The organism is Cytobacillus purgationiresistens, from assembly GCF_030813235.1.
In the GTDB taxonomy this organism is placed as follows: Bacteria; Bacillota; Bacilli; order Bacillales; family Cytobacillaceae; genus Cytobacillus; species Cytobacillus purgationiresistens.
On the sequence record NZ_JAUSUB010000006.1, the window covers coordinates 137,086 to 153,845 of the forward strand.

At 39.6% G+C, this 16,760-nt stretch carries 12 protein-coding genes and 1 other annotated feature; all 12 genes read right to left on the reverse strand.

Features of this window, described 5'->3' with window-relative positions; all coding sequences use genetic code 11:
• Positions 1-51: 51 nt before the first annotated feature.
• Entirely contained in the window at positions 52-1,734 is a 1,683-nt protein-coding gene (gene lonB / locus J2S17_RS09170) for an ATP-dependent protease LonB (RefSeq protein ID WP_307474045.1), read from the reverse strand.
• A 329-nt stretch (positions 1,735-2,063) separates the two neighbouring features.
• On the reverse strand, positions 2,064-3,329 hold the full coding sequence (gene clpX / locus J2S17_RS09175) for an ATP-dependent protease ATP-binding subunit ClpX (RefSeq protein ID WP_307474047.1): 1,266 nt from the start codon (positions 3,327-3,329) through the stop codon (positions 2,064-2,066).
• 514 nt (positions 3,330-3,843) lie between these two features.
• Positions 3,844-5,130, reverse strand: a complete 1,287-nt coding sequence (gene tig, locus J2S17_RS09180; protein ID WP_307474049.1) for a trigger factor — start codon at positions 5,128-5,130, stop codon at positions 3,844-3,846.
• A 167-nt stretch (positions 5,131-5,297) separates the two neighbouring features.
• Positions 5,298-6,332, reverse strand: a complete 1,035-nt coding sequence (locus J2S17_RS09185; RefSeq protein WP_307474051.1) for a tetratricopeptide repeat protein — start codon at positions 6,330-6,332, stop codon at positions 5,298-5,300.
• A 99-nt stretch (positions 6,333-6,431) separates the two neighbouring features.
• The gene (gene leuD, locus J2S17_RS09190) at positions 6,432-7,016 is read right to left on the reverse strand and encodes a 3-isopropylmalate dehydratase small subunit (protein ID WP_307474052.1); all 585 of its coding nucleotides are present in this window, start codon (positions 7,014-7,016) and stop codon (positions 6,432-6,434) included.
• Between the two features lie 15 nt (positions 7,017-7,031).
• Positions 7,032-8,447 (reverse strand): 3-isopropylmalate dehydratase large subunit, encoded by a 1,416-nt coding sequence (gene leuC, locus J2S17_RS09195; protein WP_307474054.1) that lies wholly within the window; start codon positions 8,445-8,447, stop codon positions 7,032-7,034.
• A gap of 256 nt (positions 8,448-8,703) precedes the next feature.
• Complete coding sequence (gene leuB / locus J2S17_RS09200; RefSeq protein ID WP_307474056.1) at positions 8,704-9,816, reverse strand: 3-isopropylmalate dehydrogenase; 1,113 nt, start codon at positions 9,814-9,816, stop codon at positions 8,704-8,706.
• Positions 9,817-9,850: 34 nt separating this feature from the next.
• On the reverse strand, positions 9,851-11,392 hold the full coding sequence (locus J2S17_RS09205; RefSeq protein WP_307474058.1) for a 2-isopropylmalate synthase: 1,542 nt from the start codon (positions 11,390-11,392) through the stop codon (positions 9,851-9,853).
• Positions 11,379-12,401, reverse strand: coding sequence for a ketol-acid reductoisomerase (gene ilvC, locus J2S17_RS09210; protein WP_307474060.1), 1,023 nt, complete (start codon positions 12,399-12,401; stop codon positions 11,379-11,381). The genes J2S17_RS09205 and ilvC overlap by 14 nt, the downstream gene beginning before the upstream one ends.
• 33 nt (positions 12,402-12,434) lie before the next feature.
• Positions 12,435-12,950, reverse strand: a complete 516-nt coding sequence (gene ilvN / locus J2S17_RS09215; RefSeq protein ID WP_307474062.1) for an acetolactate synthase small subunit — start codon at positions 12,948-12,950, stop codon at positions 12,435-12,437.
• On the reverse strand, positions 12,947-14,659 hold the full coding sequence (gene ilvB / locus J2S17_RS09220) for an acetolactate synthase large subunit (protein WP_307474064.1): 1,713 nt from the start codon (positions 14,657-14,659) through the stop codon (positions 12,947-12,949). The genes ilvN and ilvB overlap by 4 nt, the downstream gene beginning before the upstream one ends.
• Before the next feature lie 70 nt (positions 14,660-14,729).
• Positions 14,730-14,992, reverse strand: a binding site (T-box leader).
• A 1,229-nt stretch (positions 14,993-16,221) separates the two neighbouring features.
• Complete coding sequence (locus J2S17_RS09225; RefSeq protein ID WP_307474066.1) at positions 16,222-16,362, reverse strand: helix-turn-helix domain-containing protein; 141 nt, start codon at positions 16,360-16,362, stop codon at positions 16,222-16,224.
• Positions 16,363-16,760 lie beyond the last annotated feature (398 nt).

Sequence of the window (16,760 nt, forward strand, 5' to 3'; positions counted from 1 at the left end):
GAGAAACTTCGGCACACCTGCGATTGGCCGAAGTTTCTCTTTTCCATATCATTACATGCTTTCTTTTTTCGCTAATTCTATTGAAGCGGCTTCAATCGGAGAAGTAATCGGTTGTTCGCTTTGATATTCCTTCAGTAACGCCAGTTCAAATACCTCCGTTAGATGCGAAACAGGCACAATATTAATTCCATCAATCTCTTTTAAAATGGATTGCATATTCTCCTGTGGAATGATGACTGTTTTTACTCCGGCCTTTTTAGCCGCTTTTACTTTCGGATATACACCGCCAATAGGTTTGACTGAGCCATGGATACTAATTTCTCCAGTCATTGCAACGGTATGGTCAACAGGATGCTTAAAAATAGCAGAATAAATACCTGTTGCCATCGATATCCCTGCAGACGGGCCATCAATAGGCACACCACCGGGGAAATTTACATGGATGTCATAATCATCAGCTGGAACACCCATAGAGCGAAGAACCGTAATGACATTTTCAATCGATCCTTTTGCCATACTTTTTCTTCTGATGGATTTCCCCTGGCCACCAATACTCTCTTCTTCAACAATTCCCGTTATATTGATACTGCCTTTTTCCTTTGCAGGAATCACGGTTACTTCTATTTCCAGAAGCGCACCTGAATTTGGACCATGAACAGCGAGGCCATTTACTAAGCCCACCTTGGCGCCGTCGCCAATTTTTCTTTCCATCCTTGGAGAGAGCTGACTGGACTGAATCACCCATTCAATATCCTCATCTTTTATGTAATCCCGATCTTCAGTAATGGCTAGTCCGGCAGAAATTTGAATCATATTAACAGATTCTCTTCCGTTCCTCGCATAAGATGCCAGTGTTTGAAGGGCGTGATCACTGATTTTTAAGTTTACCTTTTCAGCAGCTTTTCTAGCAACTTCAGAAATTTCTTCTTCTGTCAATTCCCGAAAAAACACTTCCATGCATCTAGAACGAATGGCAGGCGGAAGTTCATTCGGAGTCCTTGTTGTTGCGCCCACTAAGCGGAAGTCTGCTGGCAATCCATTTTTAAAAATATCATGAATATGTGTCGGAATTTGCATGTTTTCTTCATTGTAATAGGCACTTTCTAAATATACTTTCCGATCCTCTAATACTTTTAACAGCTTATTCATTTGCATGGAATGCAGTTCTCCAATCTCATCTATGAAGAGAACACCGCCATGAGCGTTTGTCACAGCACCTTGTTTAGGCTGTGGGATTCCTGCTTGTCCCATTGCTCCTGCCCCTTGATATATCGGGTCATGCACTGAACCGATGAGAGGATCCGCAATCCCTCTTTCATCAAATCTAGCAGTTGTTGCATCAAGCTCAATGAATACTGAAGCAGGCCGAAAGGGAGATTTATTATTTTTTTTAGCTTCTTCAAGCACAAGGCGTGCCGCAGCCGTCTTCCCTACACCTGGAGGACCGTAAATAATGACATGCTGTGGATTGGGACCACATAGAGCTGCCTTCAGTGACTTAATTCCGTCTTCTTGTCCTACAATATCATCAAATGTTGCAGGTCTTACTTTTTCAGACAGCGGCTCTGTTAAAGAAATCGATCTCATTTTTTTAAGCTGATCCATTTCCTTTCTTGATTCGCGATCAATGGAAACCTTCTGTGTCCGCTGATTTTTAAGTAAGTTCCAAAAATAAAGCCCGATAACAATCCCAAAAAACAATTGAATAAATAAAGCTATCCCGGTCCAACTCATTCCATTCCCTCCTGAACTTTTTCTTGCTGTTACCAGTTAGTATCTCCTGCAAAAAGTTGGAATAAACAAGATTTTTTATTTAATGGGAAATGGAATTTCAGGGTTTACCTGAAGCACAATTAGGAATTTTAATGCGGTGTTTATTTGACCTTTATTTCATTCTCTTGTCTTGTGAAGAGTATTTAAGTCGTAGTTAATTACCCTTTGTTTCACTTGACTGACATGAAGGCATTGATTTTTGATAAATGATGCGGTCCTAGCTCTCAGGTGTCAGATAGGCACTTTATCTAACATAAAAAAACCAAGCCACTAAGGGCTTGGTTTTAATTTCAAGCTGAAGTTTTTCTTTCTTCTTCAACAATTGTTCCGTCTTCCAGCAGAAGTTTTGGCATTCCATTTTCGATGACGGTTTCTTGTGTAATGATACATTTTTTAATATCATCACGTGAAGGAAGATCGAACATAACATCGAGCATAATTCCTTCAATAATGGATCGAAGACCACGAGCACCTGTTTTACGTTCAATTGCTTTTTTAGCAATCTCGGTTAAGGCATCCTCTTCAAATTCCAACTCAACATCATCTAGTTCAAGCATTTTTTGAAATTGTTTAACTAAAGCGTTTTTAGGCTTAGTCAAGATATCAATTAACGCTCCTTCATCTAGCGGGGTTAAGCTCGCAATTACTGGTAAACGACCGATGAATTCAGGGATAAGACCAAATCTAAGCAAATCCTCAGGAAGAACTTTTGCAAGTAATTCATCTGACTCATAATCCTTTTGCTTGTTGTCCGAACCGAAGCCAATCACTTTCTGGCCAAGGCGGCGTTTAATGATTTGCTCAATTCCGTCGAACGCACCACCACAGATAAATAAGATATTTGTTGTATCAATCTGAATGAATTCCTGATGTGGATGCTTCCTTCCACCTTGTGGAGGAACACTCGCAACGGTTCCCTCTAGGATTTTCAATAATGCCTGCTGCACACCTTCTCCAGACACATCTCTTGTAATAGATGGGTTTTCAGATTTACGTGCAACCTTATCAATTTCATCGATATAGATAATGCCTTTTTCAGCTTTCTCTACATCATAATCAGCAGATTGAATTAATTTTAGAAGGATATTTTCAACATCCTCACCTACATAACCCGCCTCTGTCAGCGATGTAGCATCTGCAATCGCGAACGGCACATTTAAGATACGAGCAAGGGTTTGAGCTAGCAATGTTTTACCGCTTCCTGTTGGTCCAATCATCGCGATATTACTCTTAGAAAGCTCAACCTCATCCACTTTGCTATTAGAGTTAATACGTTTGTAATGATTATAAACTGCTACAGCAAGTGATTTTTTCGCCTGATCTTGACCGATTACATATTCGTCTAGAATATCACGAATCTCAGACGGCTTTGGTACATCTTTGAACTCAACTTCTTCTTCTGTGCCAAGCTCTTCTTCAACGATTTCAGTGCATAATTCGATACATTCATCACAAATATAGACACCTGGACCGGCAACTAATTTTCGTACTTGGTCTTGAGTTTTCCCACAGAAGGAACACTTTAACTGACCTTTTTCATCATTAAATTTAAACAAATCCTTCACCCCTTGATCAAACTTCTAAGCGATATATAGACTGTGAATCACATGCAAGTTTTAATTTTTGTGTAAATAAAAATGCACTCATACATTCCAGGATGAGCCTTTTATTCACTGTTTACCCGCTTTTCTTTCTTTAAATCTCCAACAGTTATGTATTGCATTGTAACACATATTTACAAAAGACAGGAAATGATAACTCTTCTCTAAACTAGAATATGTAGTTTTGCATGTAATCATGATTCACAGAAACTTTTTCGCTAAAAAAAACAGGTACTTAATTAAGGATAACCAGAAAACAAACCATCCATAAGTGGAAGTTTTTGCTCTTCTCACAATGCCGTGATAAAAGGCCGTTTTACAATATGTATATCTTCATTTCCTAAAAAGCTTAAGGGTAAACCTTTATGCTATTATGTATGTCTTGATTGTATAAAACAAGGCACGATATCATCGCGCCTTGTTATTTATTACCTTAAAGAAGGGTATCCCTGTCTTTATTATATTTATTTTAAACAGTTTTGCTATTTTCTACAAGTAAATCGATTGCTTTTTTCGCTTGAACATCAGTTTTAAGACCGTCAAAGCTTCCACCAAGCGCCATTTTGATATTGTCAGCAGTCATGTTATACATTTCAGCCATTTTATCAAGCTCTGCATTTACTTCTTCTTCAGAAACCTCAATATTTTCAGCTTTAGCAATTGCTTCAAGAGTTAAATTCACACGAACGCGCTTCTGGGCATCCGTTTGCATTTGCTCACGTAAAGCTGCTTCATCTTGGCCTGAGAATTGGAAGTAAAGCTCAAGGTTCATACCTTGCATTTGCAGGCGTTGTTCAAATTCTTGCATCATGCGATCGATTTCAGTATCCACCATTGCAGATGGTACCTCGATTGTTGCGTTTTCTGCAGCTTTTTCAACTACAGTATCACGAACATGGTGCTCTGCTTCATGTTTTTTGCTATCTACTAATTGAGCTTTAATTTTTTCTTTAAGTGCATCTAAAGTCTCAACCTCTTCATCGACATCTTTTGCAAATTCATCATCTAAAGCAGGAAGTTCCTTACCTTTGATTTCATGAACTGTCGTTTTGAATACAGCAGATTTTCCTGCTAATTCAGCTGCATGGTACTCTTCAGGGAAAGTTACTTCTACATCTTTAGACTCACCAGCAGCTACTCCTACTAGTTTCTCTTCATATCCAGGAATGAATTGACCTGAACCAAGTTCAAGAGAGTAGTTGTCACCTTTTCCGCCTTCAAATGCTTCACCGTCAACAAAGCCTTCGAAGTCCATAACAACTGTATCGCCATTTTCAGCTTTCGCATCTTCTTTAACTACTAATTCAGCTTGCTTTTCTTGCATTCCAGCTAATTCGTTTTGAACATCTTCGTCCGTTACTTCAGTTTCGATTTTTTCAACTTCGATACCTTTATAGTCACCTAATGTAACTTCAGGCTTTACAGTAACAGTTGCTTTGAAAATAAGGACTTTGCCTTTTTCAATTTGTTCAACGTCGATTTCAGGACGATCAACTGGCTCGATTCCAGTTTCATCAATTGCATTTGCATATGCTTCAGGAAGAAGGATATCAACCGCATCTTGATATAATGATTCTACGCCAAAACGCTTTTCAAATAAGCTGCGCGGCATTTTCCCTTTACGGAAACCTGGAACATTTACTTGCTTAACTACTTTTTTGAATGCAGCGTCTAAACCTTCGTTTACCTTTTCTGCATCTACTTCAATTGTAAGAACCCCTTGGTTCCCTTCTAACTTTTCAAATTTAGCAGACATACAATTATTTCCCTCCAAAATCTATTATCATTTCATTCATCACGAAATGGAATGAATATGTCTTGTCATTCAAGTCATAATTCACCTGAGTAATTTTAATATAATACCTATATACATAATACAACCACTATATTATAACACACCAGCTTAAGCTTTCAACATTGATGCTATATTTTAGAATAAGAAAATTCTTCTATCTTTTTAATATAGGCCAATGCTTCATGTAATTCTTCTTTACTAATGTTATAAAGATTAACCATTTCGTCTGTCAAATCATCAAAGCCAAGATATTCTGCAGCTAAAAAATGATAGGAAGCTGCCCAAACCTCATCCTCATAACCATCCAAATTAAACGGAAACATCATAAAAAAATGGCGCTCGATTATGCTTCTTATATGCTCATATAAAACAGGATCATCATTCTCTACCTGTTCTTTTAGGATATTCTCAATATTTTTCTGCTGAGGAATTTCGTCAATTTCCGGCAAATCTTCAGGAACAAAAGAATCATTTTTATCCATTTTTCCGACAGTTACTTCCTTATTATACGCATGCTCCTTCATGACATTGATCAATAAGGTTTTAAAAAAAGGTTGTCCATTACTCAGCATTAAGTAGGCCTGTATATCTTCTATTAATGGGGCAATATTCCGATTCGCCAGCTGGCCTGCCACGATTAGCTGATCCTTTTGATTGGTAATAGATTGAAGATCCAACACGCTATGATCTGCATCATCTTCCTCTTCAAATTCCTCTTCAACACCCTTGTTTACTGCTGATTCAGACATTCTTCTACTAAACTCAAGCAAGCGGTTAAAATGCTCGAATTTCTCCTTTGGAACCTCTTTGTCCTCCATTAAACCTTCTATTACAGTAACAATTTCTTCGTATTGATGCAGCTGGATGAGAATCATTAAATAAATATCGATCACCTGAATATAATCACCTATGCCTGTTTGGAGCATCCTCTCTGCATGCTCTTTAGCAGGAGTGAGGTCGCCTGTTTCAAAATAGGCTAGTACTAAGGCGATATTTGCCTCTTCATTTTCACTAGAGATGCTTAATGCTTCTTCAAGAAAATGAATGGCATCTTTAAACTTTTTCTCCTGCAGAGACTCAAGGCCTCGCTCCAACAGCCTTTTTTCTAAATCGGGAAACCGTATGACCTTATCTTCGCGCTTGTGTTTCTCCCGTTTTCTCATATGTATTCCGTCCTTATTCTTAGTTTGAAGCTAGTTTAGCATGAAACTAGAAAAAATCAAAAAGATTCACAGCTTAAAAGCCATGAATCCTCTTGGTTTTCATCGTATCGCATATTCATATTCAGTAATTTTATCGTCTAATTGCATGGTAATCTCAATCTCATCCCAGCCATTCACAAGCATCGACTTCCAATACTGATCAATCGTAAATTCAGTGGAAAACCCCTTATTATCTGTAACCTTCTCTTCTGCAAGATCGATTGTTAATTGATATGGCTGTACCTTTGCACTATCTAATAAATATCGCACCTGGTCTTTTGGCAGTGCGATTGGCAATAATCCGTTTTTCAAACAGTTTTGATGAAAAATATCAGCAAATGTTGGCGCAATAATTACTTTAAATCCATAATCCATCAACGCCCAAGGTGCATGCTCCCTTGATGAACCGCAGCCAAAGTTTTCATTAGCAATGAGTATTGCAGCCTGCTGATTCTCTTCTTTATTTAATTCAAAATCAGGGTTAAGATTTCCGTCTGCCTGATAACGCCAATCATTAAATAAAAATTTGCCAAATCCCGTTTTTTCTATTCTTTTTAGAAACTGCTTAGGAATGATTTGATCAGTATCTACATTCGCACGGTCAAATGCAATCGCCTTAGCCATTAACGTCTTAAAACCGCTCATATTCGTTCCCTCCCCTTATTGAACCGTTTCTGCTGCCATTAACTTACGCGCATCAACAATATGGCCATGAATAGCTGCTGCTGCTGCCATGGTCGGGCTAACAAGATGTGTTCTTGCACCTGAGCCTTGACGTCCTTCGAAATTCCGATTAGACGTGGAGGCACAATGTTCACCGCTTGGTACAATATCATTATTCATGCTTAGGCACATGCTGCACCCAGATTCTCTCCATTGGAAGCCAGCTTCTTTGAATATAAGATCAATTCCCTCTTGCTCGGCCTGCCATTTAACTTGCTGTGAGCCCGGCACGACAAGCGCTCTTACATTTGGATGTACTTGCCGCCCCTTAACAATATCAGCCGCTTGTCTTAAATCCTCCAAGCGGGAATTTGTACATGAACCGATAAATACATGCTGAATTTCAATGTCTTCGATTTTTTGCCCTTCTTGCAATCCCATATATGTTAATGCTCTTTCTAGCGACTTTTTATCTATCTCTGTTTCACAATCAGCAAGTTTCGGAATGCTCTCATGAACCTTAGAAGTCATTGCCGGATTTGTTCCCCAGCTAACCATCGGCGCAACATCATTCGTGTCAATCGAAATCACACGATCATAAGCAGCATCTTCATCAGACGCTAATGCTCTCCAATCTTCAACTGCAGTATTGAATGCTTCATCTTTTGGTGCATATTTCCGATTTTCTAAATAGGAAAAAGTCGTTTCATCCGGACTAATAAGCCCTGCTCTTGCCCCGCCTTCAATCGACATATTGCAAATTGTCATTCTCTCTTCCATTGTCATTTCACGAATCGCTTCACCACTATATTCAATGACATAACCCGTACCAAAATCAAAACCATAATTAGCTAGAATATATAAAATAATATCCTTGGCAGAGACACCCTTCTGCCTTTCTCCTTTTATATCAATTTTTAATGTTTTAGGTTTTGTACGCCATAATGTTTGCGTAGCTAATACGTGTTCAACTTCACTTGTACCAATGCCAAAAGCCAGTGAGCCAAACGCCCCATGTGTTGATGTATGACTATCCCCACAAACAATAGTCATACCAGGCTGTGTTAACCCTAGCTCAGGTCCAATGACATGGACAATCCCTTGATCAGGACTATCTATCCCTGCAAGTGGGACTTCAAAATCACGGCAGTTTTTCTCTAATGTTGTCATTTGATTCAAGGCGACTTTGTCATTGATGACATTGCGATTATCTGTCGGAATATTATGATCCATCGTTGCAAATGTACGATCTGGACGCCTGACCTTTCTATTTTTCACTCTTAATCCAGAAAAGGCTTGTGGTGACGTGACTTCATGAACCAAATGCAGGTCAATATAGAGCAAGTCAGGTTTCCCGTCCTCCTGATGAACCAAATGCCTTTCCCATATTTTTTCTATAATCGATTTTCCCATTGAATTCACACCTTTCAAGAAAAGCACAAGCGCCTTGCTCTATCACACTAAGAAGAGCTTGTTCCTTCGATAAAGGAAACACGGTGAGCGAGAGCGAACCAATGTTGACTTATCTTAGAGAGAAGACCTGAAGTTTGATAGGCGATAGGACGCTTGAGCTAGACAATTTCCTAATTGAAAAATTTATACACATGTTTTTTTAAAAGGAACACGACCAGTCGGCCGTGTCTTTTTTGTTTTATTTCGACATATTGGTTTATGCATAAGCGCTCATGATATGCATGATCGCTTCATTATCCAACAACACAGCTTTCACTTCATCAATCATTTTCGAAGTTGAAGTATGAGGGCTGCCAAAGGAAGCAATATCACTCGTTCTAATACCAGCATCCAATACTTGATTCACCGCTCGTTCAACCTCATTCGCTTCCTCTTCCAGACCAAATGATACGCGAAGCATCATGGCCGCTGACAGAATCATCGCTAATGGATTCGCCATGTTTTTCCCTGCAATATCTGGAGCAGAGCCATGGATCGGTTCATAAAGAAAAGGTCCATTTTCCGAAAGACTAGCTGAAGGCAGCATGCCTAAAGAGCCAGTTAATACAGACGCTTCATCGCTAAGAATGTCACCGAACATATTCTCTGTCACAACAACATCAAACCGCTTCGGATTCATCACCATCTGCATTGCTGCATTATCAACCAGCATATGGTCAAGTTTTACATCAGGGAAGTCTTTTGCTACTTCCTCAGCAATTTCTCTCCACATTCGGCTTGATTCTAATACATTTGCTTTATCAATAGATGTAACTCTTTTATTGCGGTCTCTTGCAAGCTCGAATGCTAGTTTGATCACACGATACATTTCTGCTTTTTCGTAGTATAAAGTATCTACAACTGCATCCTCACCATTGTGCTGTACACGTTCACTCGGCTTCCCGAAATAAAGCCCTCCAGTTAACTCTCTTACAATTAACATATCGACTTCTTGAATGACCTCTTTTCTGAGTGGTGAAGAATCAGCAAGACTCTCATAATACATAGTCGGGCGTAAATTAGCATATAAATTTAAATCCTTGCGAAGCTTAAGTAACCCTTTTTCCGGACGAATATGAGCTGGTGTCTGATCCCATTTTGGCCCACCTACTGCTCCGAGTAAAATCGCATCGCTTTCTTTGCAAAGTTGAATGGTTTCATCTGGAAGTGGTGTACCAAACTCATCAATTGATTCTCCGCCAATTTTCCCATATGCAAAACTAAATTGATGACCGAAGCGCTCTCCAACTGCTTGAAGGATTTCTACCGCTCCTTTTGCTACCTCTTTACCGATTCCGTCTCCTGGAAGTACTGCGATACGTTTATTCATTTCTATCCCTCCGGTTCATTTTTTTATAAGTATTTTAATGACTTTGCATCACTGGTGTTGATTTTTCCCTCATATATATAACACGGTTGATAGCATTTAAATATGCTTTTGCTGAGGCTTCAAGCACATCTTGAGCAAGGCCGCGACCGCTTGTCTCCATATCTTGATAAGTTAGCTTTACATAAACTTGTGCGAGTGCATCTCTGCCGGCGCCAACCGATTGGATGCGATAGTCTAATAAACTAATTGGACCATTCACACACGTTTCCAATGTGTTATAAAGTGCTTCAATGCTTCCTGCACCTGTACCGGCCTGCTGGATGACTTCATTCTCTCTGCCTGACAAAGTGACTGTTGCTGTCGGCACTTGATTTGTTCCGTATTGGATTTGAATTTGAATGAGTTCATAGAACCGCTCATCTTTTGATAGTTTTTCCTCTAAGACAATAGCTGCTAAATCTTCATCTGTCATTTCTTTCTTGCGATCAGCTAAATCCTTAAATACGGTAAATAGATTTTTAATGTCCCTTTCTGGTACATCCAGACCAAGTTCTTCTAATCTATTTTTGAATGCATGTCGGCCGGAATGCTTGCCAAGTACTAAAGAGTTGGTTTGGACACCCACTAATTGAGGTGAGATAATTTCATACGTGGTTTTTTCTTTCAGCACACCATCTTGATGTATCCCAGATTCATGCGCGTATGCATTTGCGCCTATAACCGCTTTATTAGCTGGTACCGGCATTCCAGTTAATTTACTTACAAGGCTGCTCGTGCGGCTAATCTCGCTTAAGTTCAATCTAGTACTGGCTTGATAAAAATCGTTCCTAATATAGAGAGCGACAGCGATTTCTTCTAGAGCAGCATTCCCGGCTCTTTCACCGATACCATTGATTGTTCCTTCAATTTGGGTTGCGCCATTTTCAATCGCTGCAAGCGAGTTGGCTGTTGCCATTCCTAGATCATCATGACAATGTGCAGAAAGTGAAACCTTATTAATAGAAGGAACATTTTCTTTTAAATATTTAAAAATAGCTCCATATTCCGCTGGCGTAGCATACCCAACCGTATCTGGTATGTTAATTACCCGTGCACCTGCTTGAATCACTTTTTCTACGATTTCAGCAAGGTAAGGCAGCTCCGTCCGCGAAGCATCTTCTGCTGACCATTGAACGATAGGAAATCTTTGCGCTGCATACTTGACCGTTTCTACTGCTGTTTCAATTACTTGCTCTTTTGACATTTTTAACTTGTAGTCTCTATGGATAGGAGAGGTTGCCAAGAAAGTATGTAATCTTGGCTCTGCTCCTCCCTTCAACGCATCCCATGCCGCATCGATATCGGTTAATACCGCCCTTGCCAATCCAGTTACTGAAGCATTATTCACCGTTTCAGCAATGCTTTTCACAGAGGAGAAATCACCTTTAGAAGCTGCGGGAAATCCCGCTTCAATGATATTCACATTCAGGCGCTCAAGCTGTTTAGCAATTTCTAATTTTTCCGAAAAATTGAGATTGACGCCAGCTGATTGTTCTCCATCTCTCAAAGTCGTATCGAATATATTAATGGTTTGCACTGATCACCACTTCTTTCTTTTTATTATTTTGGACAAACGGCATCATCTTGCGCAGCTCTCGGCCAACCCTTTCGATTTGATGCTCGCTTTCTCGTGAGTTAATGGCATTGAACACTGGGCGATTCACCTGGTTCTCCATGATCCAGCCTTTGGCAAATTGCCCTTCTTGGATATCTTTTAAGATTTCTTTCATTTCTGCTTTTACACGCTCATCCACTACGCGAGGTCCGCTGACAAAGTCGCCCCATTGCGCAGTATCAGAGATGGAATACCTCATTCCTTCAAGTCCGCCTTCATACATCAGGTCAACGATGAGTTTGAGCTCATGAAGACACTCAAAGTATGCGAGTTCAGGCTGATAGCCAGCTTCAGTTAAAGTTTCAAAACCAGCTTTTACAAGGGATGTTAATCCTCCGCATAGAACCGCTTGTTCACCGAATAAATCTGTTTCTGTCTCTTCCTTAAAGGTTGTTTCAAGTCCGCCTGCTCTTAAAGAACCAATTGCTCTGGCATAAGCTAATGCAAGTTCTCTCGCCTCACCTGATACATCTTGATGTACAGCGAATAATGCTGGAACACCTGCACCTTCTTCATATGTTCTTCTTACTAAATGCCCTGGTCCTTTAGGGGCAACGAGCAGCACATCGCTTTCCTTCGGAGGAACAATTTGGTTGAAATGAATATTGAAACCGTGTGCGAACATAAGAGCCTGATTCGATAAATTAGGTTCGATTTCTTCCTTATATACTTTCGTTTGCATTTCATCTGGTAAGAGAATCATAACCACATCAGCTTTTTCAGTCGCTTCAGCAACTGAATAAACATTGAAGCCATCCTCTAACGCTTGATCCCAAGACTTTCCTTTTCTTAAACCGATGATTACATCTACTCCGCTGTCTCTCATATTTTGTGAATGCGCATGGCCCTGAGAGCCATACCCGATTACTGCTACCGTTTTTCCATTTAAATATTCTAAGTTTGCATCCCCGTTATAGTACATTTTTGCCATTTTTCATTCTCCTCTTCTCATATGGTTATTGGATTAAACGATTGAAAAAGTTTTTTGATTTACATGTCGCTGTGTTCCTCTTGGAAATGCCGTTGTACCTGTTCTAGCCATTTCCTTTATGCCATAAGGCTTAATCAGCTCAACGAAAGCCTCAATTTTCTCAAACTCGCCAGTTATTTGTATGACGATGCTATCTTTGCTGACATCGATGACAGACGCTCTGAATGGTTCAATCAATGAGTAAATTTCATTTCGTGTTTGCGGGTTGGATTGGACCTTAATAAGTGCAAGCTCCCTTGCCACAATCGCTTGATCCGTAATATCTGTCACTTTAATAATGTCAATTTGCTTATTTAACTGCTTGGTTATTTGTTCGCTTAACTTTTCATTTTCCACGTGAATGACACAAGTGATTCTTGACATGCCTTCATGCTCGGATAACCCTACTGAAATGCTCTCAATATTGTAATTTCTTTTAGAAAAAAGATTGGTAATCCTATTTAACACACCTGGTCTATTCATCACTGTTAAGGAGATAATCCTTTTCACTCTTTCACACCTACCATCTCATGCAGCCCTTTGCCAGGAGCAATCATCGGATACACATTCTCCTCTGCATCCACTCTAAAATCTAGCAGGACAGGCTCCCGATTATGAAGCACCTCATCTAATATCTCATGTGCTTCCTCTGCATTCGTTATTGTATATCCCTTGATATCGTATGCTTCAGCCAGTTTGACAAAGGATGGCTGAACAGGTATTTTGCTATGGGAAAAACGAGATTCATAGAAAAATTCCTGCCATTGTCTTACCATGCCCAATGATTGATTATTAAATATCGCTATTTTAATTGGAAGATTAAGCTCTTGGATAACTGCCAGTTCCTGTGTTGACATTTGGAATCCAGCATCACCAACAACCGCAATCACACATGCACCCGGTTCTGCAAGCTGCGCTCCAATACTTGCAGGTAAACCAAAGCCCATCGTACCAAGTCCTCCTGAGGTTACCCATCGATCCGCTTGATTGAAGCGATAGTATTGCGCTGCCCACATTTGATGCTGGCCTACATCTGTTGCGACAATTGCTTCGCCCTTCGTTTTTGAGAAAAGCATTTCCATCACTTGCTGCGGCTTAAGCGTTTCGGATTTCTCATCATAATGATAGGGATGCTTCTCCTGCCATTCCTGCAATTGCTTGAGCCAATCTTTTTGATCAGGCGGCGAATCCGTTTGCGTAAGCAATGCTGTCAATGCAGCCTTTGCATCAGCTACGATCGGAATAAGCGTCGGAACATTTTTCCCGATTTCTGCTGGATCAATATCAACATGAGCAACCATTGCCTTCGGAGCAAAGTGATCTAAATTCCCAGTTAGGCGATCATCAAACCTGGCTCCAATGTTGATAAGCAAATCACATTCTGATAAGCCCATATTGGCTGTGTAGCACCCATGCATTCCGGCCAACCCGAGAAATAATGGATGGTTTGCTGGAAAACCGCCAAGTCCCAAAAGCGTATGAATGACTGGAATTTGCTGTTGTTCTGCATATTGCAGAAGCTCATGAGATGCTTTGGCATGCAAGACGCCTGCTCCAGCGAGAATGACGGGCTTCCTTGCTCTTGAAACTGCTTCAGCAAGCTTTCTAATTTGTAAAAAGTTAGGCTTGACTGTTGGCTGGTAGCCAGGCAAATTCATTTCTTGTTCTTCCGGCTGCTTCGTTAAGCTCGACGCAATATCTTTTGGAAAATCAATCAATACTGGACCTGGTCTTCCACTTGAAGCAATGTAAAAAGCTTCTTTAATGACTCGAGGAATATCCTCCAACTTGCGAATTTGAAAATTATATTTTGTAATTGGCGTTGTTATCCCTAATATATCGGCTTCTTGAAAGGCATCTGACCCAATCACGCTTGTGGCCACTTGACCGGTAAAGGCAACGATTGGCAATGAATCCATCATCGCATCAGCAAGTCCTGTTACAATATTTGTTGCCCCAGGCCCTGAAGTCGCAATCACCACTCCCGGCTTGCCAGAAATACGTGCATATCCTTCTGCTGCATGAATGCCTCCTTGTTCATGCCGAGGCAGAATATGCAAAAATTTCGAATCATAAATTTTGTCGTAAATCGGTAGAACAGCACCTCCTGGGTATCCAAAAATCACTTCCACCTTTTCTTTTTCCAAGGCGGATATCAGCAGATCTGCACCTGTAAGTGTATCAGTCTTCATTTCAGTCAAGGCAGCTTCCCGCACCATCGCACTATAACCTCCTTATTTTAAATACAATATAAAAAGCCTCTCCATCCCCAATAGCCTATTGATTAGGCCAAGGGATGAAAAGGCTTCGAGAACCTGTTCCACGGTACCACCCTGATTCACGCTTTAAAAAGCGTGCACTCATAAACAGCAAGTCACTGTTACTTTTTGATAACGGGTGGTTTGCCACCCGGCACGCTCTACTAGAATGAAATCTTTCAAGAGTGCACTCCGAGGTGAGTTCATTTTATACTGGAACTACCGGATTTCAGCTTTCCCGGCTCTCTGTCAATCCCATCTTATAAAACTACTTATCCTCATCTACGTTTTAGAATCGTTTTCACATTCACGCTTTAAACCACTAAAATTTTAAATAAAAGAATGGCATCAGTTTTCTAAGCTGCCTTGTAAAATCTTTTTTTGTTTTTTATACGTTTCTAAGTTGTTTGCTTTGTTGAGGACTATCTTACGCCCATTTCCCACCTCCGTCAACACCCTTTTTATGAATTATTAGATAATTTAGATTAGTCAGTTTTATTGTATACGCTTACATTGTTGATATATTCACATTCTTTGTGGACAAAAAAATTATTTTTTTTTATCTTTTTGGATGAATGGATATGTTTTTTATCTCGATATCGCTTTATTCACAATCCATTTATTTACATTCAATAGATAAATAGAACATCAAAATTCGGGTTGATAGAATTCTGTCTTTGTTGGGTAATTGTGGTTGTGAGAAATTATTTTTCAACGTTATTTCAGACATATATTACTTTTTTTACAAAATAATTGCGGGGATATTTTAAGAAGAATTTTTCCAGTATAATCAGACTGATAAGCAGGAGAAAGAAAAACCCTAAGATTTCTGATCAAGGGGAATTAGAAATAAAAAAACCTTTACCTTTAAGCGCTCGGCTTAAAAATAAAGGTTAAAGTGTTGGTAGATAGATATGTAGATAAATGGCGTGCCAGGAGAGATTCGAACTCCCGACCGTACGCTTAGAAGGCGTATGCTCTATCCAGCTGAGTCTCTTATATAGCTTAGTTTTCTTTGATTCAGTACAGCGGTCATTTTTCGAACTTAGACCGATTAACTTCTATTATAGTTACTTAGGCTTTGTAATACAACCATAATATGCAAACATTATTGTATCGATGCTTTTAAAAAGTAATAGGTGTGTGGATGAACCTACTATGGGGTTATCCCTTCCTCATCCCTAGTAAACGTGTTGGAATACGTGAGAGTATCGATAAAATTGAATGATTAAAATGCGAAATAGCCATAGCGAGTGTTAATATGCTACTTTTCGATTCTCCTGTCGATCAAGGTTTCTTGGAGATTCGATAGGGTTCGAATGGAAGGAATCGAAATTTTTGATGGTACGTGCGAGTAGCTACCTCGGTCGAAACCGCTGTAAAAGTACCGTCAATTTGTGCTTTTGTACCCCGATACATCATTACAATTGAATGATACTGTATTAGGTGAGGTGGTATAAACTACTTCACCTTTTCTATATCATTAATTGCAAATGACATTAGACCCCTTTAAGCATCCCTTATTAACTCACTTGTTGTTGCTCTTTGATTAACTTATCTAATGTTGGTCTTGATATACCTAGTTCTTTTGCAAGTTGAGACTTTGATACTTCACGATTCATATATCGTTGATAATGCTTATCAAAGTCTTGGATGGTGGGCAATAAGTTGTTCCACAATCCCTCCCTGAGTTTCGCTTAAAAAGGTTCATATATTTCCCCCTTTCAACTTAGTTATTTCACATTATTAGACTATGTACGAGGAGTTATGTTTGCACTAGTTCATGAACCTAATTTAAATTTTATTGCCACAAAAGAAACATCTGGTCCACTTCTAACCCATTTTATTGTTATACTCCAAACATTTCATATTCCTATTCTTATTGCATTAATCTACATCGTTAGCTCAATAAGAAAAGGAGCTGTCCCGTGAAAACTCCTATATAAATTCGCTAACCGTTAACCACCCATGAAACGCAAAAATCAGCGTTTCACCATTAAGGAAAATATACGGAACTGTCAACACTGATCTTAATCCAGTCAATTTAATCATAGGTCTTTAT

Bases quoted from the DNA above. Each gene is read 5' to 3' on its own strand.
- J2S17_RS09185 (WP_307474051.1), bottom strand. From the start codon at position 6,332: ATGAGAAAACGGGAGAAACACAAGCGCGAAGATAAGGTCATACGGTTT.
- tig (WP_307474049.1), bottom strand. From the start codon at position 5,130: ATGTCTGCTAAATTTGAAAAGTTAGAAGGGAACCAAGGGGTTCTTACA.
- leuC (WP_307474054.1), bottom strand. From the start codon at position 8,447: ATGGGAAAATCGATTATAGAAAAAATATGGGAAAGGCATTTGGTTCAT.
- ilvC (WP_307474060.1), bottom strand. From the start codon at position 12,401: ATGGCAAAAATGTACTATAACGGGGATGCAAACTTAGAATATTTAAAT.
- lonB (WP_307474045.1), bottom strand. From the start codon at position 1,734: ATGAGTTGGACCGGGATAGCTTTATTTATTCAATTGTTTTTTGGGATT.
- leuB (WP_307474056.1), bottom strand. From the start codon at position 9,816: ATGAATAAACGTATCGCAGTACTTCCAGGAGACGGAATCGGTAAAGAG.
- ilvB (WP_307474064.1), bottom strand. From the start codon at position 14,659: ATGGTGCGGGAAGCTGCCTTGACTGAAATGAAGACTGATACACTTACA.
- leuD (WP_307474052.1), bottom strand. From the start codon at position 7,016: ATGAGCGGTTTTAAGACGTTAATGGCTAAGGCGATTGCATTTGACCGT.